Genomic DNA, 22,711 nt, shown 5'->3' on the forward strand with positions numbered 1-22,711 from the left:
CCATGGTTTGTCGCGATTCACGAACGGTCGGGACCGGGCCTGTCCGGCGGTCAGGGCCGGAACGCGTCGCCCTCGGCGGGCCCGTCCGGGGCCGGACCGGACGGCGCGGCCGGGCCGCCGCCCGCTCCGTCGCCGGCGCCGTCGGGGAGCGCCGGTTCGGCGGGCGCGGGCGCCACGGGGTCCGGCTCCGCGGGCAGATCGGGGAGGTCGGGCTGCGGGACGGCGGGAAGGTCCGGCTCAACCGGCGGCGCGGGCGCGGCGGGGGGCTGTGGCCGGGCCGGGCCCTCAGAGGGCCGCGGTCCCGAGTCGGCGCTCTCGGCGCTCTCGGCGCCCTCCACGCCCGCGGGGTCGGCGCCGCCGTCCGGCTCGGGGCGGTCGGGGTCGGCGAAGACCTCCTCGGGGTCCACGGGCGGCTGCGCCGTGGGCCGGGAGTCGTCCTCACCCTCGGTGCCGCTCGGGCGCTGGATCCAGCCGTTGTCCACGATGCTGACGAGCAGCAGGTTGTTGACCGGCTGCCCCGAGGGCTTGACGACGAGCGTCCGGTCGGCGCGGTAGCCGGGCCAGGCGGTGCCCTTGGTGACCATCCCGGCCGCGGCCGGCACCGGGGGCTTCAGCGGCGTGCCGGAGGCGCACCGCAGGCGCGGCGCGCCGTACTGGTCGACCAGGATCGCCGTGCCGGCCTGGAGGACCGACTGCCGGGCGACGGCCGAGCCGTCACGGAAGCCGTGGCCGGTGACGCGGACGTCGGCGCGCAGCACGACCGGGGTGAGGCCGCGCAGGAAGGCGCCGATGCCCGACGGCTCGATGTCCGCCCCCTCGGCGAACGCGCGGGCCTTGCCCTTCTCCGCGGCCAGCAGTCCGGCCTGCCGCGCCACGTCGCAGGCGGCCACCTCCTGGGTGCCGGCGTACAGGCCCGGTGTCGCACCCGACAGGGTGCGCAGCGTCACCCCTCCCCCGGACGGGCTCTTGGGCGCGCTCGCGACGCGCGGCAGCGCGGGCGGCGGTCCGGGCGTGGCGGTCGAGGCCGTGAAGGGGTCGGGACCCTGCGCCGCCGACGACTGGAGGAGGATCTCCTCGGGTTCCGCCGCCTTGCTCTCGCCGCCGCAGCCGGCGGCCAGCGGCCCCACACACAGCGCGGCGACCGCCGCGTACAGACCACGCATGGGTGAGCGCACCAAGATCTCCTGCCTTTCGCAACCCGGGACGTTCCTCCATTTCTGACGGATCATCACGAACAGTGCGACTTGAACGCGTTCAGTTCGGTGCGTAGAGTCAGCGCCGAGGCGTTTGAACACGTTCAACCAGCGGGGGGTGCGGCATGTTCGTACTGGTCAACCTGATCGTCATGCTCGGGATGCTGTTCATCGTCCCCGCGGGGCTGCGACTCGTGGACCCCGTACGGCTCGCGCCCGTTCGGCGGATCTGGCCGCTCTTCGCCGTGCCGGGTGCGGTGGCGCTCTGGCTGCCGCGAGGGCACGGAGCCACCGCCCTGGCCGTCGTCTACGCGCTCGGCACGCTGCTGCCGGCCGCCCACGCGCTCCGGCGGCTCGCCGCCACCCGCTCGGTCGCGCCCGCGGAGATCGCGGTGCTGACGGCCCTGGTCACACCGTCCGTCGCGGGTCTCGCGCTGGTCGCGGAGCGGACCGGCCACGAGCTGTTCGGCTTCACGCTGCCGATCCTGGCGCTGACCGTGCCGCACTTCCACTTCGCCGGCTTCGCCGCCGCGCTCGTCGCGGGCCTGGTCTGCGGCCGGGCCGACGGGCCGCTCGCACGGTTCGCCGCGCTCAGCGTGCCGATCGGCACGCTGGGCGTCCTCGGGGGCTACTTCGTCGACGACTGGGCCGAGCTGGCCGGCGCGCTGGTGCTGACCGCGGGCATGTGGGCCGTGGCGCTGGTGACCTGGCGCGAGGTCCGAAGCGCGGAACGCGACCCGTGGACGCGGGCGCTCCTCGCCGTCTCCGCGGCCGTGCTGGTGGCGACGATGCTGCTGGCGCTGAGCTGGGCGGTCGGCGAGGCCGCGGGTCTCCCCCACCCGAACCTGACCTGGATGGCCGCCACCCACGGCCTCGGCAACGCCCTCGGCTTCGCGCTCTGTTCGGTGCCGGCCTGGCGCAGGATCCACGACACGAGAAGGACCGGGAGCATGAAGGAGAACGCCGTATGAGCGCCGCACGCAGGAACACCACCCGCAGCCTCGACTACCCCGAGGTCGGCGCGACACGGAACGACCCGCTGCCGGGCGGCTACCACCACCTGCGCCACACCGCCCGGATCGGCAGCGGCCGGGCCGTCTTCGAGGCGGCGGGCAGCGCGGTCACGACCTGGCGCATGCACCGCGCGTCGGGAGCCAGGGTGCGGGCCACCGCGGAGCGCGCCGGCGCCGGCGTGCGGGTCGAGGTCTCCGTCGGCGTCGGACCGCTGCGCGTCGCCGCGCCCTGCGAGGTCGTCTGGACGATCCACGACCGGGACCGCGCCGGCTTCGCGTACGGCACGTTGACCGGCCACCCCGAGCAGGGCGAGGAGGCGTTCACCGTCGACCTGCACGACGACGGCTCCGTGTGGTTCACCGTGCTCGCGTTCAGCCGGCCCGCCGCCTGGTACAGCAGGCTCGGCGGCCCGCTCGTGCCCGTGCTGCAGCGCTGGTACGCCCGGCGGCTGGGCAACACGCTGCGGCGGATCGCTGCGGGCTGATCCCCGGGCGCGGACCGATACTGGCAGCCATGGAATGGTTCGGCGACGACGCTTACTGGCTGAGCCGGCTGGTCTTCCAGCGGGCGCTCGCCGCCGTGTATCTCGTCGCCTTCCTCTCCGCCGCACTGCAGTTCAGGGCGCTGATCGGCGAGCGCGGCATGCTGCCCGTGCCGGACTTCCTGCGCCGGACGGACCGGCGCAGCGCGCCGACCCTGTTCCGGCTGCACTACTCCGACCGCTTCTTCGCACTGGTCGCCTGGACCGGCTGCCTGCTCTCTGCGGCCCTGGTCGCGGGAGCGGCCGACCGGCTGCCGCTCGGGGCCGCGATGGCCTGGTGGGCGGTGCTGTGGGTGCTGTACCTGTCGATCGTGAACGTGGGCCAGACCTGGTACGGCTTCGGATGGGAGTCGTTGCTGCTGGAGACCGGTTTCCTCGCCGTCCTCCTCGGCAACGAGCACGTCGAGCCGCCGGTGCTGGTGCTGTGGCTGCTGCGCTGGCTGTTGTTCCGGGTGGAGTTCGGTGCGGGGCTGATCAAGCTCCGCGGTGACGCGTGTTGGCGCGATCTGACCTGTCTGTACTTCCATCACGAGACCCAGCCGATGCCCGGACCGCTGAGCCGGCTCTTCCATCTGCTGCCCAAACCTGTCCACCGGATCGAGACCGCGGCCAACCATGTGGTCCAACTCGGCGTACCGGTGCTGCTGTTCACCCCGCAGCCGGTGGCGAGCATCGCCGCGGCACTGATCGTGGTGACCCAGCTGTGGCTGGTCCTGTCGGGCAACTTCGCCTGGCTGAACTGGCTGACGATCGTCCTCGCCCTCTCCGCGGTCGACGGCTCGCCGATCGCGGGCGCGCACCCGCTGCCACCGGCGCCGCTCTGGTACCAGGTCGTGGTGCTGGCCGTGACCGCGCTGGTGCTGGTCCTCAGCTACCGCCCGGCGCTCAACCTGTTCTCCAAGCAGCAGGCGATGAACCGCTCCTACGACTCGCTGCACCTGGTGAACTCCTACGGCGCCTTCGGCACGGTGGGCCGGGTCCGTCAGGAACTGGTGGTCGAGGGCACGGACGACCGGACCGTGCACGAGGGCACTGTCTGGCGGGAGTACGAGTTCAAGGGCAAGCCGGGCGACGTGCGCCGGCTGCCGCGCCAGTACGCCCCGTACCATCTGCGGCTCGACTGGATGATGTGGTTCGCCGCGCTCTCCCCCGCCTACGCGCGGCCGTGGTTCCTGCCGTTCGTGGAGCGGCTGCTCGAAGGCGACCGGGACACGCTCAGGCTGCTGCGGCGCAACCCGTTCCCGGACGCGCCGCCCGCGCAGGTGCGGGCGCGGCTCTACCGCTACCGGTTCACGACCCGGCGGGAGCGGCGGGAGACCGGGGCGCGGTGGCACCGGACCTTCGTACGCGAGTTCCTGGCGCCGACACGGCTGTCCTGATCTGCTCGGCGCGGGCCCGGAGGGCGCAGCGGTGCGCCCCCTGCGGGGCGGCAGGGGGCACACGGTGAAGCACTGGTCAGTCGATGCCCGGCAGGATGTGCGGTTCGGCGAGGTCCTCCTCGTAACCGGCGAGCCGGATCGGGGCCGAGCGTGCCCAGACCTCGAGATTGCCGAGCTCTTCGGCCTTGCCGGCCCGTTCGCCGCCGCGCTCGGGCGGTCGCTGGTCTTGCTTCACATCTGGTGTCACCGCGCACTCCTCTGTGTCGGGTAACTGGGGCAGGGGCAGTTCGGTCGCGGTGGCGCCGTCACTCGGGCGGGACCGCAGCCTGGTTGCAGACCTGTCCCAGGACGGCCGAAGGGGGGTTTGTGGATCCCTTGGCGGCTCGTCCGTTCACCCCAAGATAACCAAATGAGCGGCGCTGCGCTCGATAGCGCCTTGAATTCCGCTCGTTTCCGGCCGATCGGTGTCCGGGGACAGCCCAACGGCCGGTGCACCCTTGGCGGGTGCACCGGCCGTGACAGGCGGTGCGATGTGCTCCCGGCGGTCTACCAGTTGGCGGGGGCGTAGTCCTTGAGGAAGCAGCCGAACAGGTCTTCGCCCTCCTCGCCGCGCACGATCGGGTCGTAGACGCGGGCCGCGCCGTCGATCAGGTCGAGAGGGGCGTGGAAGCCCGCGTCCGCCAGCCGCATCTTGTCGGGGTGCGGCCGCTCGTCGGTGATCCAGCCGGTGTCGACGGCCGTCATCAGGATGCCGTCCGCCTCGAACATCTCCTGGGCGCTGGTGCGGGTCAGCATGTTCAGCGCGGCCTTCGCCATGTTGGTGTGCGGGTGGCCCGCGCCCTTGTAGCCGCGGCTGAAGACGCCCTCCATCGCGGAGACGTTGACGACGTACTTCCGCCGGGACGCGGCCGCCGCCATCGCCGGGCGGAGCCGGCTGATCAGGATGAACGGCGCGGTCGAGTTGCAGAGCTGGACCTCGAGCAGCTCGACCGGGTCGACCTCGGAGACGGTCTGGATCCAGCTGTTCGTGTCGTGCAGATCGGGCACCAGGCCGCCCGCGTCGATGGCCGTGCCCGCCGCGATCCGCTCCAGTGAGGCGGAGCCGCCGACCAGGGCGAGGTCGGTGACGTCCTGCGCCGTCAGCCCCTTCGCGCCGGACGACGGCAGCGCGGCCACCGAGTCGACGGCACCGCTGCCGAACGTGCCGATGACCTCGGCCGGCGGCAGCTCGCCCGCCGGCAGCGGCGCCGACTCCGCGGCGATCAGCTCCCGGTACGCCTGCGGGGAGCGGCGGACCGTCTGGGCGGCGTTGTTGATCAGGATGTCGAGCGGGCCCGCGGCCGCGACGGAGTCGGCGAGGGCGACGACCTGCGCCGGGTCGCGCAGGTCGACCCCCACGACCTTGAGGCGGTGGATCCACTCGTCGCTGTCCGGCATCGCCTTGAAGCGGCGGATGGCGTCGCTCGGGAAGCGGGTAGTGATGGTGGTGTGGGCGCCGTCACGCAGCAGCCGCAGCGCGATGTACATACCGATCTTGGCCCGGCCGCCCGTGAGCAGGGCGCGCTTGCCGGTCAGATCGGCGCGGGCGTCGCGCCGGGCGCGGTTCTCCGTGGCGCACTCCTGGCACAGCTGGTGGTAGAACGCGTCCACCTCGACGTAGCGGGTCTTGCAGATGTAGCAGGAGCGGGGGCGCCGCAGGACGCCCGCGATCTCCCCCTGGGACGAGGACGACGGCAGCACGCCCTGCGTCTCGTCGTCGATCCGGACCGCGGAGCCCGTCGCGGTCGCCTCCGTGACGGCCTTGTCGTGCGCCGTCTTGGCCGCGCGGCGCTCCTGGCGGCGTCGCTGCTTGACCGTCCGGTACACACCGGCGGTGGCGCGGCGTACCGCGATCGCGTCCGGATGGTCGACCTCGAGCTTGTCGAGCTCTTCGAGCACGCTCAGGCAGACGGCCAGCCGCTCAGGGTCGATGCCCGGCCCGTACGCCACCGGGCTGTCCTCTGTCACCGTCATCGCTTGTTGCCGTTCTTCCTAGGTCACTCGAATGCCGCGTTTCAAAAGCTCGACTTTACTGACTGTTGAGGTACCGGCCAAATGACACCCGTCACATGAGATCCGGGGACGAGGCGGGAAAACCGGGCGGGCAGGGATTGGCCGAAATGTGTGCAGTGCCGTCAATGATCGACATCGGGGGCGATTGGTCTGCACCTCTGTAGGTGTCGCCATTCGCTCACCCCATGCGCCGCCTGCCGATCCGGCGGTGGCGGCGATCACCTCACGCGTCCGGCCTCCCCTTGCGGGGCGTACGGCCGGCCCTGGGCGCCGCATCCGTTTTACGCCAGGTTTCACCGTCCCCACACACTTGCGGCACAGCGCACCCCACTATGTGATCCGACAGAGCCGACGTGGCGGATCGCGTTGCGGTCCGGCCATTTCTGGGGGGACAGCGCATGCCGGATGGGGGTCCGGCATGCCCTGTCAGGGGAGGAAACACTGTGAGGCGTACCGTCCGCACCACCGCTTTCGCCTGCGCAGGCGCACTGCTGCCGGCTCTCATGGCGCCGGCGGCGAGCGCCGCGGAGCCGCCCGCGCCGCGGGTCGATCTGCGGGTGCTCGTGGTCGACGACGGCGGTCCCGCCGTCGAGGCGATCGCCGCCGAACTGGGCGGCCAGGGCACACCGTTCACCCGCGTGGATCTCCGCACGGCGGAGCGCGCGGAGATCGACGCGGGCTTCCTCGCCGACACCGTCGACGGCCGGCCGCGCGCCAAGTACCAGGCGGTGGTGCTGCCCAGCGACAGCCCGGCCCAGCTCGCGGCGACCGAGCTCGCCGCGCTCACCTCGTACGAGAAGCGCTTCGCGATCCCGCAGGTGGACGCGTACACCTATGCCAGGCCCGAGGTGGGGCTCGCCTATCCGGTGCACGGCGGCTACAGCGGGTCGCTGGACGGCGCGGAGGCGGGGGTGACGGCCGCCGGGCGGGCGGGGCCGTTCGGCTATCTGGACGGGCCCGTCCCGTTCGAGGACAACTCCCCCGTCGTCGGCGAGAGTTACGCCCATGCAGCGCTGCCGGCGGCCGGCGCGGACTTCACCACCTATGTGGACGTCCCCGTGCCGGGCACCGGCGGGCGCGGCTCGCTCGTCGGGGAGTACCGGCACGACGGCCGGCGGGAACTCGTCGTGACCTTCGTCTACAACCAGTACCAGCAGCAGTTCCGGCTGCTGGCGCGGGGCATCGTGGACTGGATGACGCAGGGCGTGCGGCTCGGCGCGGGCCGCAACCACTTCGCGGTCCACGTCGACGACGTGCTGGCCGCCGACGACCGCTGGGACAGCGAGCTCGACTGCACCCCCGGCGACGTCGACTGCCCGCCCGGGCAGGGCGAGCCCGACCCGATCCGGATGTCCGCGGAGGACGCCCGGTACGCGGCCGGGTGGTCGGTCTCGAGGGACTTCACCCTCGACATGGTCTTCAACGGCGGCGGCAGCGAGCTGTTCAAGGAGGAGAACGGCGGCGCCGACCCGCTGGCCGGGCAGCTCACCGCCGACAGAGACCTCTACCGGTGGGTGAACCACACCTACAACCACCCGTTCCTCGGCTGCGTCCAGGACGTCTCCACCGTCCCGTGGACCTGCGCCAAGAACACGGACGGCAGTGTGAAGTACGTCAGCCGCGCCGAGATCGCCGGCCAGATCGCGGACAACCGCGCCTGGGGCCGCCGCGCCGGACTCCCGATGCGGGCCGACGAGCTGGTCACCGGCGAGCACTCGGGCCTCAAGATCCTGCCGCAGCAGCCGGACGACAACCCGAACCTCGCGCCCGCCCTGGCCGACAACGCGATCACATCCCTGGCCTCCGACAACTCCCGCGACGGGCAGCAACGCAAGGTGGGCCCGGCCCTGACCGTGCCCCGCTACCCGATGAACATCTTCTACAACGCGGGCCGCAGAGCCGAGCAGATCGACGAGTACAACTGGATCTACACGCGGGCCGCCGACGGCGGCAGCGGCATCTGCGAGTCCTCGCCCGTCACCACGTGTCTGGACGAGCCGCTGGACCCGGCCACCGGATACGACGCGTACCTCGTCCCGCTGGAGGCGCGGATCGCGCTCGGCCATGTGCTGTCCGGCGATCCGCGGCCCCACTTCATCCACCAGTCCAATCTGGCGGAGGACCGCATCGCCTACCCGGTGCTCGACCGCGTCCTGGAGAGCTACGCCGCCCTGTTCGCCGACAGCGCCCCGCTGGTGAATCTGCGTCAGCGAGACATCGGCGCCGAACTGCGGGCCCGTGCGGCATGGCGGGCGGCGGTCGCGGCCGGACAGGTGACCGCGTACCGCATCGGCGACGCGGTGACCGTGCGGGCGCCTTCCGGCGTACAGGTCACGGCCACGATGCCGACCGGCACCCGCCAGAACCAGCTGCTGGGCTCGACCGCCTTCGGCACCCCGTACGCCGGTTCCGTCTCCGGCTGGGTGTCGCCGGGGCTGCTGCAGGACCGGGTCACGCTCGCTCTGCCGGCCGGTACGCCGGCGCCCGCACTCCTCCGCGTGAAGAAGGCGGAACCGGTGCGGGAGCGCACTCCGCGGCTGCCGCTGCCCCGAGGGGTGCGCGAGCCGGTGGCACACGGGGTCGCGCGCTGACCACGCGCACCCGGCCGAAGGACGACTCGCACCACTCGCACACCCGGGGGAAGTTCCGCATGGCACCCAGGATCGGGCCGCCGCGTGCCGGCGCGCCGAAGGTCACCCTGCTGACCGAAGGCACATATCCGCACAGTCACGGCGGCGTGAGCGTCTGGTGCGACCAGCTCGTACGCGGCATGCCCGATGTCGGCTTCCGCGTCACCGCGGTGACCGGCACCGGGCAGGAGCCGGTCGTCTGGGAGCTGCCGCGCCATGTCGCGGACCCGGTCACCGTGCCCATGTGGGGCCCGGCCCCGACGGGGCGGGCGCCGCGCGGGGCACGGCTGCGCCGGCTGACCGGCGTCTACGAGCGGTTCCTGACCGCGCTCGTGGAGCCGGCGGCCGAGGACGGCTTCGGGCCGGCGCTGTACGAGCTGGCCCGCGCCGCCCGTGACGGCGTGCTGTCCCCCGTGCTGCGGTCCGACCGCGCGGTGCGGGTCCTGACCGGCCTGTGGACGCGGCGCGACCTGCCGCTGTCCGCCGCGCGGCCCACGCTCCACGACGCGCTCACCGCCACGGACCTGCTGGAGCACGCCCTGCGGCCACTGGCCGCGGCCCCTCCGGAGACCGGCGTCGCCCATGCCGTCAGCGGCGGGATCGCGGCGCTGCCCGGTCTGGTGGGCGCGCACGAACACGGTGTGCCGCTGCTGCTCACCGAGCACGGCGTCTACCTGCGGGAACGTTACCTCGGCTATCGCACCGGGCCGTACAGCTGGCCGGTCAAGGCGCTGCTGCTGGCCTTCTTCCGGCTGCTGGCGGAGGAGACGTACCGGGTCGCCGCCCTGGTCACACCGGGCAACCGCTACAACCGGCTGTGGGAGGAGCGCGGTGGCGCCGACCCGCGGCTGATACGCACCGTCTACAACGGCGTCGACCCGTCCGCGTTCCCGCCCGCCGGCCCGGAGCCCGCGGCGCCGACGCTGAGCTGGGCGGGCCGGGTCGACCCGATCAAGGATCTCGGGACGCTGATCCGGGCGCTCGCGCTCGTACGGCAGGAGGTGCCGCAGGCGCGGCTGAGGCTGTTCGGCGGCACACCGCGCGGCGGGGAGGCGTACCGGGAGAGCTGCGAGGCGCTCGCGGCCGAGCTGGGACACGGCGACGCGGTCCGGTTCGAGGGGCGGGTCGACGACATAAGGGACGCGTACGCGGCGGGCAGTGTGGTGATGCTGTCCAGCATCAGCGAGGGCTTCCCGTTCACCCTGATCGAGGCCATGTCGTGCGGGCGGGCGACGGTCTCGACCGATGTCGGCGGGGTGCGGGAGGCCGTCGGCGCCTGCGGTCTCGTCGTGCCGCCGCGGGAGCCGGAGGCCATGGCCCGTGCCGCGCTGGAGCTGCTGCGCGACCCGGGGCGCCGGGCGGCGCTGGGCGAGCGGGCACGGCTGCGGGTGATCGAGCAGTTCACCCTGCGGCAGACCGTCGACACCTTCCGCTCCATCTATCTCGAACTCGCCCTCGGCACACGGGAAGCCGTCGTGGCGCGGCCGTTCGCCACCGCGGGAGCCACCGGATGAGCGGCCCGCTGCGGCTGGTCCCCGGCGACGGGGACACGCTGTCCGCCTCCCTGGCGGCGCCGCTCCCCCGCGCGCGCCGGCGGCCCGGCTGGGCGAAGGACCCCGCCGACGAACTGGCCGAGCGGCTCTTCGAGCCGATCGCGTCCGCCGTGCACCCCTACGAGGTGGCGGCCCTGCTCGAGTCGGACGGCCTGACGCCCGATCAGATAGGCGAACGCTACGGCCGGCCGGACCTGTTCACGCTCGCCGAGGACCTGTACGAGCGGGTGCCGCGCCACTATCCGCGGCCGCCCGCGGCCGTCGACCCCTGGCGCGCTGACCCCGTCCGCTGTGTGCTGCGCAGTCTCGTGTTCGCGCTGCCGGGGCTGGCGTACGTGCTGGGCGGCGGTCTGTGGCACGGCCGTTCGGAGATCGCCGGGCTGGTCGTCGCCGGACTGGCCGCGTGGGCGTGGAACCAGGGCCTGAGCCATCGCGCCTACGTACGGCTCGCGGCCGGGGGGCGGGCTGCGGGCGGACGGACCCTGGCGATGGGGGCGCCCGCGGGGGCGCTGGTGGCCTCGGCCGCCGGGCTGGCCGTCGCGGGCCCCGGCGCGGGCGCGTGGTTCGCCGCCGGGCAGTCCTGTTATCTGGCCGCGGCGAGCGTTCTGCTCGTCCTCGAGCGGGAGCGGCTGCTGCTGGCCTCGCTCCTGCCGGTCGCCGCGGGCGCCGCCGCCACCGCGGCCGGAACGCCACCCGTGCCGCCGGCCGTGGCGCTGCTGCTGGCCACGGTGGTGCTCGCCGCCGCGGCCGCCGCGCACACGGTGCGCTCCGCGCTGCGCTCGGGACCGGCCGGCGACGACGGCGGGCCGGGGCTGCCGCGCTCGCTTCCGTACGGCCTGTTCGGGCTCGGCGCGGGCGTGCTCGCGGCGCTCATGGGGGCGGCGGACCCGGCCCTGGTCGTGGTGCTGACGCTCAGCATGGGACACGCCGAATGGCTGCTGTACCGATACCGGTCCCTCTCCGTCGGCGCCCTGCGGAACAGCACCGGCATGAGCGACTTCGCGCTGCGCTCGGCCTGGGCGCTTGCGCGCTGCCTCTGCGGGTACTCGGCGCTCCTGGCGGCCGGCGCCCTGCTGTTGGGGAGGGGGCCCGCCGCCCTGCTGTCGCTGCTGACGCTCGGCGTCGTGCTGTGGACGGCGCTGCTGCTCCAGGCGTTCGCGCTGCCGTGGGTCCCCGCTCTGGTGACGCTTCTCGCCGCCGCCGCGCAGGCGGGCGCCGCGGCGGCCGGCCTCCCGCAGGACGCCGTCGGGACCGTCTGCGGCACCGCGGCGGCGGCCGCCCTGGTCCTCACCGCGGTACGGCAGCTCTGCCGGCCGACCGCCCATCGCTGACCGTCATGTCCGCACTCCGTCATTGCGTCATTCCGACATCCACCACGGGAGCTCTTTCGTGACACCGAACACGCTGGTCGCCGTCACCGGGGCGGAGGGTTTCATCGGTTCGCACCTGACCGAGACCCTCGTCGCCGCGGGACTCCGGGTCCGGGCGATGGCCCAGTACAACTCCTTCTCCTCCTACGGCTGGCTGGAAACCCTCTCCCCCGAGGTGCTGGACCAGGTCGAGATCGTCCTCGGCGACGTCCGCGACCCGGGTTCCGTGCACCAGCTCGTCGACGGCGCGGAGGCGGTCTACCACCTCGCCGCGCTCATCGCGATCCCGTACTCCTACCAGGCGCCGCACAGTTACGTGGACACCAACGTCACCGGCACGCTCAACGTGCTGGAGGCGGTGCGGCGGCTCGGCACCCCCCGGCTGGTGCACACCTCCACCAGCGAGACGTACGGCACCGCGCAGACGGTGCCGATCAGCGAGGACCATCCGATCAACACCCAGTCCCCGTACGCCGCTTCGAAGGCGGGCGGCGACCGGCTCGCCGACAGCTACCACGCGAGCTTCGGCACCCCCGTGGTGACACTGCGGCCCTTCAACACCTTCGGGCCGCGCCAGTCGATGCGCGCCGTCATCCCCACCGTGATCGGCCAGGTCGCGGCGGGGGAACGGACGATCACCCTCGGGGACCTGCGCCCGACCCGCGACTTCCTCTACGTCAAGGACACGGCGCGCGCGTTCCTCGCGGTGGGCACGGCGCCCGCCGACGCCGTCGTGGGCCGCACCTTCAACGCCGGCACCGGCGGCGAGGTGTCGGTCGGCGAACTGGCCGCGCTCATCGGCAAACTGATGGACGCGGACCTCGAGGTACGGCAGGACGAGCAGCGCATCCGGCCGGCCGCCTCCGAGGTGATGCGCCTGGTCGCCGACGCCTCCCGGCTGCGCGCCGCGACCGGCTGGGCGCCGGAGCACGACCTGGAGCGCGGCCTGGGCCACACCATCGACTTCTTCCGCGACCCGGCCAACCTGGCCCGCTACAAGACCGGCATCTACAACATCTGATCCGACGTCCGAGCCGTCCGACGCAGACGTCGGACGGACGAGAGCCCAAGGCACAGGTCCGACGCACAGGTCCGGCACACCGGGGGAATCCGGCCCGGACCTCCCGCCCGGACCCTCCGCACGGCAACCGACCGCACAGGAGAGCCCCATGCACGCAGTGATACTCGCCGGAGGCAAGGGCGTCCGGCTCCGCCCGTACACGACCGCACTGCCCAAACCGCTGGTGCCCATCGGCGACCAGCACGCCATCCTGGAGATCGTGCTCCGCCAGCTGGCGACCGCCGGTTTCAGCAGCTGCACACTGGCGATCGGCCATCTCGGCCACATCATCCGCGCCTACGTCGGCAACGGCTCCCAGTGGGGGCTGCGGGTCGGCTACTCCAGCGAGGACAGCCCGCTCGGCACGATGGGCCCGCTGCTCACCATGATGGACCGGCTGCCCGAGCACTTCCTCGTGATGAACGGGGACGTGCTCACGGACCTGGACTACGGCGACGTGCTGGGACAGCACACCGAGTCCGGCGCGCCGCTGACCGTCGCCACGTACGCCCGCAAGGTCGCCATCGACTTCGGCGTGCTCACCACCGAGGCGGGCAAGGTCACCGGTTTCGCGGAGAAGCCGAGCATGGACTACCGGGTCTCCATGGGCGTGTACGGGCTGAGCCGGAACACCCTCGCCGGGTACACGCCCGGCCTGCCGCTCGGATTCGACGAACTGATGCTGGACCTGCTGAAGGCGGGCGACCCGCCGCACGCCTACGAGTTCGACGGCTACTGGCTCGACATCGGCCGGCCCGACGACTACGACCGCGCCAACGCCGAGTTCACCACCCACCGCGGCCTGCTGCTCAAGGGGGCGTGAGCACAGGTGCGCATCCTCCTGCTGGGGTCCACCGGATTCATCGGCACTCACGCCGCGACACGACTGCGCGCCCTGCCGGACGTGCGGCTGCTGCTGGGCGGCCGGACGCTCGGCTCGGACCTGGAGGCCGATCTGACCGCAGAGCCCGAGGTACTCGCCTCGGCGCTGCGCCTCGCGGCGCCCGACGTGGTCGTCAACTGCGCGGGGCTCGTGGCGGGCAGCGCCGTACGGCTCACGGACGTCAACGCACGAGGACCGGCCGCCCTGTGCGAGGCGATGCGCGACACCCTGCCGGGCGCGCGTCTCGTGCATCTGGGCTCGGCGGCCGAGTACGGTCCCACCGTGCCCGGTGAGCCCGTCGCCGAGTCGGCCCCGACCCGGCCGCTCGGCCCGTACGGCGCGACGAAGCTGGCGGGGACGGTCGCCGTGACCGCCTCCGGCGTCGACGCCGTCGTCCTCCGCGTCTTCAACCCGGTCGGTCCCGGCGCCCCGGCGGCCGGACTGCCCGGCCGACTCACCGCGGAACTGCGGCGGGCCGGCGGGCACGGCCGGGTCCGGGTGGGCGACCTGTCCGCGTACCGCGACTTCGTCGACGTGCGGGACGTGGCGGACGCGGTCGCCGCGGCCGTGACCGCGCAAGGCCCGCTGCCGCCGGTGCTCAACATCGGCAGCGGGCACCCGACGCAGGTGCGCCAGCTGGCGGCGCTGCTGGTGGAGGCGGCAGGGTTCGCCGGGCACCTCGACGAGGCCGGCGACGGGTCCGGGCGCTCGGCGGCCGTGCCGTGGCAGGCGGCGGACGTCTCGGCGGCCCGCGCCGCGCTCGGCTGGCGGCCGCGCCGGACGCCGGCCGAGTCCGTCGCCGACCTGTGGCAGGCGGCGGGCGGGGCCGCTCGGGCCATGGGCTCCGGCCCCGTCGAGGCGGTGAGCGGCCCGGCATGAAGCTGCTCGTCCCCCTCTACATCCACCCCGGCGTCGACCCGGCCGCCTGGCGGACGCTGGTCGACCACGCTCCCCTGCTGTACGGCGTCGTGCTCAACGCCGCCGACGGTCCGGGGACCGCGCCGGACGCCGGGTTCGCCGCGGCGGCCGGCGCGCTGCGGGCGGCCGGTGTGCGGGTGCTCGGCTATGTGGACACCGACTACGGGCGCCGCCCCGCCCGCGCCGTCGCCGGCGACTACGGGCGTCACCGCGACTGGTACGGCACGGACGGGTTCTTCCTCGACCAGGTCGCGCCCGACCAGGCCGGGGTGCGTCACTACCGGCGCCTGGCCAGGACGGCCAGGTCGCACGGCGCGGCGACGGTAGTCCTCAATCCGGGGCTGCATCCCGCGCCCGGCTACGCGGCGTTCGCCGACCTGCTGGTCACCTTCGAGGGCGGCTGGGAGGCGTACCGCACGGCCCCGGCCGCGCCGCCGTGGACGGGGGCCCATCCGCCGGAGACGTTCTGCCACCTGGTGCACGGGGTGCCGCGCGCGCTGTCGGGACTGGCCGCCCGCACGGCCGCGCTGCGCCGGGCCGCGGTGCACTGCGCCGTCCCGGGCCGGGGGCCCAACCCGTGGTCGGCGCTGCCGCCGGCCCTGGGCGCGTCGTGATCTCCCGGTCCCGTGCGGTTCTCGCCGCCCTGCTGCTGGTGCTGCTCGCCGCCTGTACGGCCACGGGCGGCGAGGACCCGCGGCCGCGGTGGCTGCCCCAGCCGGGCACGGACTGGCAGTGGCAGTTGGACGGGAGGATCGACCACGGCATCGACGTGCCGGTCTACGACATCGACGGCTTCGAGAACGACGCCGCGACCGTGCGCCGGCTCCACCGCGAGGGCCGCAAGGTCATCTGTTACATCAACGCCGGCGCTTGGGAGGACTTCCGCCCCGACGCCGGCGACTTCCCTCGCTCGGTGCTGGGCTCGCCCAACGGCTGGGCGGGCGAGCGCTGGCTGGACATCCGCCGGCTCGACGTGCTGGAACCGCTGATGGCCGAGCGGATCGAGATGTGCCGCGAGCGCGGCTTCGACGCCGTCGAACCGGACCTCCTCGACGGCTGGACCAACGACACCGGCTTCCCGCTGACCGCCGCGCACCAGCTCGCCTACAACCGGATGATCGCGCGGCTCTCCCACGAGCGGGGACTGTCGGTCGGGCTCAAGAACGACCTGGACCAAGTGCCGGAACTGGTCGACGACTTCGACTTCGCCGTGAACGAGGAGTGCGCCCAGTACGGCGGGTGCACGGCCCTGACCCCGTTCGTCGCGGCGGGGAAGGCCGTCTTCCACGTCGAGTACGCGCTCCCGGTGGAGCGGTTCTGCGGGCAGGCGACCCGGCTCGGCTTCAGCTCGATGCGCAAGAAGCTCGACCTGGGGGCCTGGCGGCAGCCCTGCTGACGGGGCCGCGGGCCGGCCGCAGAAGTGGGGCCGCGGGCCGGCCGCAGAAGTGGGCGTTCGACCGGCGCCGAACGGATACTGGAGACGAGTCGTGTGCACCCCGACCGCCCCGGCCGGAGCACGCACCCACACCCGGAGGCGGACCTTGGACCCGTCCCCGTACTACTTCGGCAGTACGGGCAAGTGCCTGCTCAAGAACGACGACGTGACGGCAGAAGGGGGACAGGGTTGTCACTATGAGCTCCCTCGCGCTGTCCGTGCTCCTGTCGCTGGTCTCCGCGGTCGCCTACGCGGCCGGCGCGATCCTTCAGGAACACGTGGCGACCACCACCCCCTCGCGCCCGTACGCGCCGCTGCACCAGCCGGGCTGGTGGGCCGCCGTCGCCCTCAACGGCACGGGAGCGGTCCTGCACGTGGTGGCCCTCGCGTACGGCCCGCTGAGCCTGGTGCAGCCCCTGGGAGCACTGACCATCGTCTTCGCGCTGCCGATGGCCGCGCTCTTCGTACGGCGCAGGGCCGGCTCCACCGCCTGGCGCGGCGCGATCATGGCGACCGTCGGCCTCGCCGGACTCCTCGCCCTCACGGGGGAGACGGAGTCCCGCCCGCTGGACGCGACCGGGCGCGGCGCCCTCGCGATCGCCACCCTCGGCACGGTCGCGCTGCTCTTCCTGGCCGCCCAGGGCGTGCACCGGCCGATCAAGCGCAGCATGCTGCTCGCCGTCGCGGCCGGCGTCGCCTTCGGTATCGCGTCCGTCTTCACCAAATCGGTCGCCGTGGACTGGCTGTGGAGCTCGCCGTTCGCCCAGTGGCCGAGCCTGGCGGTCATCGCCGCCCTGGCCACCGGCGGCCTGCTGCTCTCCCAGGCCTCCTACCGCGGCGCGGGGCTCGCCGCACCGCTCGCGACGCTCACCGTCGTCAACCCGGTCGTCGCGGCGGTCGTCGGCATCACCATGTTCGGCGAGGGCTTCCGCTACGGCGTCGCGGGCACGGTGCTCGCCCTCGCCTGCGGTGCGGTCGCCGCGGGCGGCCTGATCCTGCTCACCGTCGAACGGCTCGGCACCGGGCGGACCACGCGGCCCGGGTCAGATCGACACACCTCGCGCCCGCAGGTACGCGAGGGGGTCGATGTCGGAGCCGTACCCGGGTCCCGTGCGGATCTCGAAGTGGAGATGCGGCCCCGTGCTGTTGCCGGTGGATCCTGAGCGGGCGATCCGCTGACCGGCGCTCACCTGCTGACCCGCCCGCACGTTCATGGCCGACAGATGGGCGTACTGGCTGTACCTGCCGTCGTTGTGCCGTACGACGATCTCGTACCCGTACGCCCCGGCCCACCCGGCCGACACGACCTTCCCGGCCGCGACCGCCTTCACGGAGGTGCCGGTCGGGACGGGGAAGTCGACGCCCGTGTGGTAGCCGCTCGACCATGACGAACCGGTCTTCCGATAGGAGGTCGAGGGGCCGGCTGCGACGGGGGCGACGGATGGCGCCCTCGGCGCCGTCGTCTGTGGTTTCTGCGGCTGCGGCCGGGGCTTCGACTGCGGCTCGTCCTGCTTGGGATTTGCTTGCGGCCTCTCCTGCTGGGGCTGGGGCCTGGGCCGCGGCTTTGCCTGCTGTGTCTTCTCCGGCTTCGGCTGCGGTTTCGCTTCCGGGCGGGGCTGCGGCTTCTCCGGTCCGGGCTGCGGCTTCGGGGTCTCGGTTCTGGACGGCGTCCGCTCCTGGGGCGGGGCCGTCCTGCCCCGCAGGGTCAGCCGCTGCCCGGGGAAGATCAGATCGGGGTCGTCACCGACGACCGCGCGGTTCCGCGCGTACAGCCCCTGCCAGCCGCCCCTGACCCGCTCCGAGCTTGCGATCTTGGACAGTGAGTCACCGCGGGCGACGGTGTAGCCCTCGCGCTGCGTCGGAACGGTGGTCGGGGACGCGGCGTCCTTCGACACGATCCGCTTCGGCGGCGCGGCCTGCTGCGGTCCCGTCCTCGCGATGTCCGGGGCCCCGCCGCCACGGGTCAGCCCGGCCTCGCCCGAGCACGTCGGCCAGGCGCGCGGCCCCTGCCCCTTGAGCACCTTCTCCGCGACGGCGATCTGCTGGTCCTTGGTGGCCAGATCCGCGCGTGGGGCGTACCGCCGGCCGCCGTACGCCTCCCAGGTGGCCTGGCTGAACTGGAGACCGCCGTAGTAGCCGTTGCCGCTGTTGATCCCCCAGTCGCTGGTGGACTCGCAGGCCGCGACCTTCTCCCACACGTCCACGGACGCGGCGTGGGCGGACCCCGCGCCGATCAGGGGCAGAGCCATGCCGGCGCCGCCGGCGGTGACGGTGAGCGAAGCGCGGTTGATTCGGCTCGGCTGATATCGGCGGTGCCGACCGGTTCCGGCCATGACGGTCTCCCCCTGAGCGCAATTCTGGTCATGTCGCAATCGAGCAACTTACGGGCGGCGTACGGACAGTGACAAGGCTTCAGCCCGACGCTGGCCCGATCCCGCCGGTCCGGGCGGCGCCCGGTGGGTCCGGGTTACGTTTCCGGTCCTGGCCCGGTCCGTGTAGTCCGGTGTCCGGGCGGCGCGCGTCCGGGCGGGGCCGGGCGTGGCCCGGTCCTGTGCGCTTGCGCCCGGGTGCCGCGCGTCCGGAGCGTGGCCCGGTCCTGTGCGCTTGCGCCCGGGTGCCGCTCCGGAGGCATGTCCGGGACTGCTTTCCCGTACCTGCCTCGCCCTGTCTCCCGACGCCTTACGTCCCGGACACGCCCCCTGCACGTCCCCCTGCCCCGGGGCGGCCGTTTCGCCCCCGCCGGTGGGCGTGTGCAGATGGGAGAAGTCCCCCACCCCGCCCCTTCCCGAAACTGGGGCTCCGCCCCAGACCCCGACGAGGCGGGCCCGGGCGGCGGGCTCCGAACCGGGGCTCTGCCCCAGCCCCCGGGAGACGCGGCACCCGTGCGGGTACGCCAGTTGGCTCGAAAGTGTCGCTCCACCGGGGCGGTCGCGCCGCCACCGGCCGGAGCGTAGCGAGGGCTCGGGCCGACGCCCCCGGCAGTGGATCCGCGCGCGGGCAGTTGCCGACTCGCACCATCCCGTGCGGGAAGGGGGTACCCCCTTGGGGCGGCCACCGGGCGGGACGGGCACGACCCGGCGGGAGGGGAGCGGGGTCGGAGGAGGGGGGTGACCGGACATGAAGCGACGCAACTCGCGCGAAGCGCGGTGCGTACAGCAGTCCGGCATCCCCCTCCGGAGACCCCGGCACCCGCACCCACCACCGGGCGGTGGCCCGGACCCGCCCGACCCCGGCCGGACCTACCGGACCCCGACCGGCCCGGACGTCCAGAACCGGACCCCGACCGGGCCCGGGCCAGACCTACCAGACCCGGCCGGACCTACCGGACCCGGCCCGGCCCGCCCGGACCCGGACAGACCTGGCGGCGCCCCGCCGCGTGACCGCCGCCGTGCAGGAACGCCGACAACGGGAGCGTCGCCGCTCCCACCGTCACCGCGTCCGGACCGAGCCGGCCCAGTTCGATCGTCGTGCGGGACGCCGCGTGCGCGAGCGCGTACTCCCCCGCGTAGCGCCGCACTTCGGGCAGGAGGCGCGGCCCGAGCTGCAGCCCGGCCCACCCGCCGAGGAGGATGCGCTCGGGCCGGAAGAGGTTGATGAGGTCGGCGACGGCGGCGCCCAGGTACTCGGCCGTCTCGTCGAGGAGGGCGAGCGCCGCGCGGTCCCCGGCGCCCCGTTCGGGATACGCCGCCGCCAGCAGCGCGCCGAGGGCGGACTCGTCGTCCGCGTCGGCCGGCAGCGACCCGCCCGCTTCCCGCCAGCGCTCGCGCAGCGCTTCGGCGCCCGCGTACGCCTCGAGGCAGCCGAGAGAGCCGCACCGGCAGCGGCGGCCGCGGATGTGGGCCACGGTGTGGCCCCATTCGAGGGCGTCGGTACGGGCGCTCTCGTCGGGCGTGGCGGCGTGGACGACGCACGCGCCGACGCCGGAGCCGATGAGGGCGACCGCTGCGGAGGCCGCGCCCCGGCCGCCGCCGAACCACATCTCCGCCTGCCCGAGGGTCTTGGCGCCGTTGTCGATGAACAGCGGTACCCCGGGAGGGATGTCGACGCTCTTGCGCAGCAACTGCTCGAAGGGGACGGCGTTCCAGCCGATGGTCTGGCCGTGTACGACCGCGCCGTCGGCGGAGTGTTCGACGATGCCGGGTACGCCGATGCCGATGCCGAGCAGCCGGCCGGGGTCGGCGTCGCCGTCGCGCAGGACGTCGGCGACGGCGGCGCGTACATGGGAGACGATGCGGTCGACGTCGTAGCCGTGCCGGGTGATCGGCCGCTCGGTGCGGGCGAGTTCGGTGAGGGAGAGGTCGAAGAGTTCGACCCGTACGCGGGTCTCGCCGATGTCGATGCCGATCAGGAGTCCGCTGCCGGGAGCGACGCGCAGCAGGGTCCGCGGTCTGCCGCCGTCGGAGCCGACGATGCCGGCTTCTTCGAGGAGGCCGTCCGCGGCGAGTTCGGAGACGACGTTGCTGATCGAACCGGAGCTGAGTCCGGTGGCCGGACCGAGCTCCTGGCGGCTCAGCGGGCCGTCGAAGTACAGCCGCCGCAGGACCAGGGCGCGGTTGCCGCGCCGCAGGTCACGCACGGTCCGCCTCTTGCCTTCCGCCATGGTGCTCCTTCCCGGGAACGCAACATACCCCGGCGGGTCACCGCTCCGCGGCCAGGGGCGCGGACGCCCGCGGGCGACCGACGTGCGGCCGCGACCCGACAAGGACGCGGAGGATCGGGTGCGGATGTCCGCTCGTGGCACCAGGATCGGTGAATGGCCCGCCTCGCCCGTACGTATGCGTAGGGGCGCAGGGGCCGCACGTAATCCACGGACTTCCAGGAGCACACGCATGAGTGGAACAGCTCGGATCGGCGTCACGGGGCTCGCGGTGATGGGCCGCAATCTGGCCCGGAACTTCGCCCGCAACGGCTTCACGGTGGCCGTCCACAACCGTACGGCGGCCAGGACGCGCGCCCTGGTGGAGGAGTTCGGTCACGAGGGCACGTTCGTCGCCGCCGAGTCGGCGGAGGAGTTCGTCGCGGCGCTGGAGCGGCCGCGGCGTCTGGTGATCATGGTCAAGGCGGGTGAGGCGACGGACGCGGTGATCGAGGAGTTCGCGCCCCTGCTCGAGGAGGGCGACGTCATCATCGACGGCGGCAACGCCCACTTCGCCGACACCCGGCGCCGGGAGAAGGATCTCCGGGAGCGCGGCATCCACTTCGTGGGCGTCGGCATCTCCGGCGGCGAGGAGGGCGCCCTGCACGGTCCGAGCATCATGCCGGGCGGCTCGGCCGAGTCGTACGCCTCGCTCGGTCCGCTGCTGGAGCGGATCGCGGCGAAGGCCCCGGACGGCACGCCGTGCGTCACCCATGTCGGGCCGGACGGCGCGGGCCACTTCGTGAAGATGGTCCACAACGGCATCGAGTACGCCGACATGCAGCTCATCGCGGAGGCGTACCACCTGCTGCGCGCGGTCGCGGGCTTCTCCCCCGCGCAGATCGCGGAGACCTTCCGCACGTGGAACACGGGGCGCCTCGACTCGTATCTGATCGAGATCACCGCGGAGGTGCTGGCGCACACGGACGCGGCGACGGGCAAGCCGTTCGTCGATGTCGTCATGGACCAGGCGGAACAGAAGGGCACGGGCCGCTGGACGGTGCAGATCGCGCTCGATCTGGGGGTTCCGGTGTCGGGGATCGCGGAGGCGGTCTTCGCGCGGTCCCTCTCGGGGCACACGGGGCTGCGGGACGCGTCGCGCTCGCTGCCCGGCCCGCAGCCGGAGCCGCCGGCCCCCGAAGACGCGGCGCGCTTCGCCGACCAGGTCGAGCAGGCGCTGTACGCGTCCAAGATCGTGTCGTACACGCAGGGCTTCCACCAGGTGCAGGCCGGCAGCGACGCGTACGGCTGGGACGTGGACGCCGGTTCCGTGGCGGCGATCTGGCGGGCCGGGTGCATCATCAGGGCCGCGTTCCTGGACCGTATCCGCGGGGCGTACGACGAGCGGCCGGACCTGCCGAGCCTGCTCGCGGACAAGCAGTTCGCCGAGGAGATCGGCGCGGCGCAGGACGACTGGCGGCAGGTCGTCGCGACGGCCGCCCGGCAGGGCGTGCCGACCCCGGGCTTCTCGGCGGCGCTGGCCTACTACGACGCGCTGCGCGCCACACGGCTCCCCGCGGCGCTCACGCAGGGGCAGCGTGACTTCTTCGGCGCGCACACCTACCGGCGGACCGACCGGGAGGGGTCGTTCCACACCCTCTGGGGCGGTGACCGCACGGAGGTGGACGCGGGCTGACGGGCCGGATCCCCTCGCCGGGGCCCGGCCGTGCGGTCAGGGCCCGGCAGGGCCCGGCTGAGGTTCGGGTTCCGGTACGGGGTCGGGGCTCGGCCCGGGCGGCCTCGGGATCGGGTCCGGTGAGGGGACCGGCGGCGGGTTCGGCGTCGGCACCGGCCCGGGCAGCGGACCCGGGTCCGGCGGCGCCCCGGGGTCGGGCGTCGGCACCGGTGGTGCGGGGTCGGGGTACGGGTGCGTCATGCCGGCCTCCAGGGTGCGAAGTCGTACCGTCGCGCATGTCTCCCGTCCGCGTGCCCATGCGGGCCGGATCCACTCCCCGCGCGACGGGACGATCTCACCGGGGCCGGGGCCGGGGCGGACCGGAGCGTGGCCTCGCCGGGGGCGTGCGCGGGGGAGCGTCAGGACGGCCGG

At 73.7% G+C, this 22,711-nt stretch carries 18 protein-coding genes; 13 read left to right on the plus strand and 5 right to left on the minus strand.

The features are described 5' to 3' along the window. Positions 1-50 precede the first annotated feature (50 nt). A complete protein-coding gene (locus ACFYOP_RS03165; RefSeq protein ID WP_356891056.1) occupies positions 51-1,175 on the minus strand; it encodes a DUF6777 domain-containing protein in 1,125 nt (374 codons plus the stop codon). A gap of 143 nt (positions 1,176-1,318) precedes the next feature. Here ACFYOP_RS03165 and ACFYOP_RS03170 point away from each other — a divergent pair, with 143 nt between their 5' ends. The 3 genes from ACFYOP_RS03170 to ACFYOP_RS03180 are packed head-to-tail and all read left to right on the plus strand — an operon-like array spanning position 1,319 to position 4,127. After that, complete coding sequence (locus tag ACFYOP_RS03170) at positions 1,319-2,164, plus strand: YndJ family protein (protein ID WP_356891054.1); 846 nt, start codon at positions 1,319-1,321, stop codon at positions 2,162-2,164. Further along, positions 2,161-2,691, plus strand: a complete 531-nt coding sequence (locus tag ACFYOP_RS03175; protein WP_356891052.1) for a DUF1990 domain-containing protein — start codon at positions 2,161-2,163, stop codon at positions 2,689-2,691. The genes ACFYOP_RS03170 and ACFYOP_RS03175 overlap by 4 nt, the downstream gene beginning before the upstream one ends. A 29-nt stretch (positions 2,692-2,720) precedes the next feature. Continuing rightward, entirely contained in the window at positions 2,721-4,127 is a 1,407-nt protein-coding gene (locus ACFYOP_RS03180) for a lipase maturation factor family protein (protein ID WP_356891050.1), read from the plus strand. 76 nt (positions 4,128-4,203) lie between these two features. Here ACFYOP_RS03180 and ACFYOP_RS03185 read toward each other — a convergent pair whose 3' ends face one another. Both ACFYOP_RS03185 and ACFYOP_RS03190 read right to left on the minus strand, forming a co-directional pair. Then, positions 4,204-4,374 (minus strand): hypothetical protein, encoded by a 171-nt coding sequence (locus tag ACFYOP_RS03185; RefSeq protein WP_356891048.1) that lies wholly within the window; start codon positions 4,372-4,374, stop codon positions 4,204-4,206. Positions 4,375-4,673: 299 nt separating this feature from the next. Next, on the minus strand, positions 4,674-6,140 hold the full coding sequence (locus ACFYOP_RS03190; RefSeq protein WP_356891046.1) for an SDR family NAD(P)-dependent oxidoreductase: 1,467 nt from the start codon (positions 6,138-6,140) through the stop codon (positions 4,674-4,676). A gap of 482 nt (positions 6,141-6,622) precedes the next feature. Between ACFYOP_RS03190 and ACFYOP_RS03195 the strand changes: the two genes are divergently transcribed. The 9 genes from ACFYOP_RS03195 to ACFYOP_RS03235 all read left to right on the plus strand — a co-directional run bounded on the left by ACFYOP_RS03195 (position 6,623) and on the right by ACFYOP_RS03235 (position 17,191). Further along, entirely contained in the window at positions 6,623-8,770 is a 2,148-nt protein-coding gene (locus ACFYOP_RS03195; protein WP_356891044.1) for a hypothetical protein, read from the plus strand. A 59-nt stretch (positions 8,771-8,829) separates the two neighbouring features. After that, positions 8,830-10,323 (plus strand): GT4 family glycosyltransferase PelF, encoded by a 1,494-nt coding sequence (gene pelF / locus ACFYOP_RS03200; protein WP_356891042.1) that lies wholly within the window; start codon positions 8,830-8,832, stop codon positions 10,321-10,323. Further along, entirely contained in the window at positions 10,320-11,693 is a 1,374-nt protein-coding gene (locus tag ACFYOP_RS03205) for a hypothetical protein (protein WP_356891040.1), read from the plus strand. The genes pelF and ACFYOP_RS03205 overlap by 4 nt, the downstream gene beginning before the upstream one ends. 58 nt (positions 11,694-11,751) lie before the next feature. Then, entirely contained in the window at positions 11,752-12,753 is a 1,002-nt protein-coding gene (locus ACFYOP_RS03210) for an SDR family NAD(P)-dependent oxidoreductase (RefSeq protein ID WP_356891038.1), read from the plus strand. 148 nt (positions 12,754-12,901) lie between these two features. Then, the gene (locus tag ACFYOP_RS03215; RefSeq protein ID WP_356891036.1) at positions 12,902-13,615 is read left to right on the plus strand and encodes a sugar phosphate nucleotidyltransferase; all 714 of its coding nucleotides are present in this window, start codon (positions 12,902-12,904) and stop codon (positions 13,613-13,615) included. Between the two features lie 6 nt (positions 13,616-13,621). Further along, positions 13,622-14,554 carry an NAD(P)-dependent oxidoreductase gene (locus ACFYOP_RS03220; protein WP_356891034.1) on the plus strand — a complete coding sequence of 311 codons (933 nt, stop codon included), beginning with the start codon at positions 13,622-13,624 and terminating at the stop codon, positions 14,552-14,554. Continuing rightward, positions 14,551-15,207 carry a spherulation-specific family 4 protein gene (locus tag ACFYOP_RS03225; protein ID WP_356891032.1) on the plus strand — a complete coding sequence of 219 codons (657 nt, stop codon included), beginning with the start codon at positions 14,551-14,553 and terminating at the stop codon, positions 15,205-15,207. The genes ACFYOP_RS03220 and ACFYOP_RS03225 overlap by 4 nt, the downstream gene beginning before the upstream one ends. Beyond that, a complete protein-coding gene (locus tag ACFYOP_RS03230; RefSeq protein ID WP_388450890.1) occupies positions 15,207-15,989 on the plus strand; it encodes an endo alpha-1,4 polygalactosaminidase in 783 nt (260 codons plus the stop codon). Before ACFYOP_RS03225 ends, ACFYOP_RS03230 begins: the two co-directional genes overlap by 1 nt. Before the next feature lie 236 nt (positions 15,990-16,225). Continuing rightward, the gene (locus ACFYOP_RS03235; RefSeq protein ID WP_356891030.1) at positions 16,226-17,191 is read left to right on the plus strand and encodes a DMT family transporter; all 966 of its coding nucleotides are present in this window, start codon (positions 16,226-16,228) and stop codon (positions 17,189-17,191) included. Here ACFYOP_RS03235 and ACFYOP_RS03240 read toward each other — a convergent pair. After that, positions 17,072-18,361, minus strand: a complete 1,290-nt coding sequence (locus ACFYOP_RS03240) for a peptidoglycan DD-metalloendopeptidase family protein (RefSeq protein WP_356891028.1) — start codon at positions 18,359-18,361, stop codon at positions 17,072-17,074. The genes ACFYOP_RS03235 and ACFYOP_RS03240 overlap by 120 nt on opposite strands. Positions 18,362-19,347: 986 nt before the next feature. Then, on the minus strand, positions 19,348-20,628 hold the full coding sequence (locus ACFYOP_RS03245) for an ROK family transcriptional regulator (protein ID WP_356891026.1): 1,281 nt from the start codon (positions 20,626-20,628) through the stop codon (positions 19,348-19,350). Positions 20,629-20,857: 229 nt separating this feature from the next. Here ACFYOP_RS03245 and gndA point away from each other — a divergent pair, with 229 nt between their 5' ends. Next, positions 20,858-22,300: an NADP-dependent phosphogluconate dehydrogenase gene (gene gndA, locus ACFYOP_RS03250; RefSeq protein WP_356891024.1), complete on the plus strand. Its 1,443-nt coding sequence runs from the start codon at positions 20,858-20,860 to the stop codon at positions 22,298-22,300. Positions 22,301-22,711: the final 411 nt, after the last annotated feature.

Source organism: Streptomyces sp. NPDC006294 (assembly GCF_042870895.1).
In the GTDB taxonomy this organism is placed as follows: Bacteria; Actinomycetota; Actinomycetes; order Streptomycetales; family Streptomycetaceae; genus Streptomyces.

Excerpts from the sequence above, each read along its gene's own strand:
- ACFYOP_RS03170 (WP_356891054.1), top strand. The coding sequence starts at position 1,319 with ATGTTCGTACTGGTCAACCTGATCGTCATGCTCGGGATGCTGTTCATC.
- pelF (WP_356891042.1), top strand. The coding sequence starts at position 8,830 with ATGGCACCCAGGATCGGGCCGCCGCGTGCCGGCGCGCCGAAGGTCACC.
- ACFYOP_RS03240 (WP_356891028.1), bottom strand. The coding sequence starts at position 18,361 with ATGGCCGGAACCGGTCGGCACCGCCGATATCAGCCGAGCCGAATCAAC.
- ACFYOP_RS03175 (WP_356891052.1), top strand. The coding sequence starts at position 2,161 with ATGAGCGCCGCACGCAGGAACACCACCCGCAGCCTCGACTACCCCGAG.
- ACFYOP_RS03215 (WP_356891036.1), top strand. The coding sequence starts at position 12,902 with ATGCACGCAGTGATACTCGCCGGAGGCAAGGGCGTCCGGCTCCGCCCG.
- ACFYOP_RS03205 (WP_356891040.1), top strand. The coding sequence starts at position 10,320 with ATGAGCGGCCCGCTGCGGCTGGTCCCCGGCGACGGGGACACGCTGTCC.
- ACFYOP_RS03235 (WP_356891030.1), top strand. The coding sequence starts at position 16,226 with ATGAGCTCCCTCGCGCTGTCCGTGCTCCTGTCGCTGGTCTCCGCGGTC.
- ACFYOP_RS03180 (WP_356891050.1), top strand. The coding sequence starts at position 2,721 with ATGGAATGGTTCGGCGACGACGCTTACTGGCTGAGCCGGCTGGTCTTC.
- gndA (WP_356891024.1), top strand. The coding sequence starts at position 20,858 with ATGAGTGGAACAGCTCGGATCGGCGTCACGGGGCTCGCGGTGATGGGC.
- ACFYOP_RS03225 (WP_356891032.1), top strand. The coding sequence starts at position 14,551 with ATGAAGCTGCTCGTCCCCCTCTACATCCACCCCGGCGTCGACCCGGCC.
- ACFYOP_RS03245 (WP_356891026.1), bottom strand. The coding sequence starts at position 20,628 with ATGGCGGAAGGCAAGAGGCGGACCGTGCGTGACCTGCGGCGCGGCAAC.
- ACFYOP_RS03190 (WP_356891046.1), bottom strand. The coding sequence starts at position 6,140 with ATGACGGTGACAGAGGACAGCCCGGTGGCGTACGGGCCGGGCATCGAC.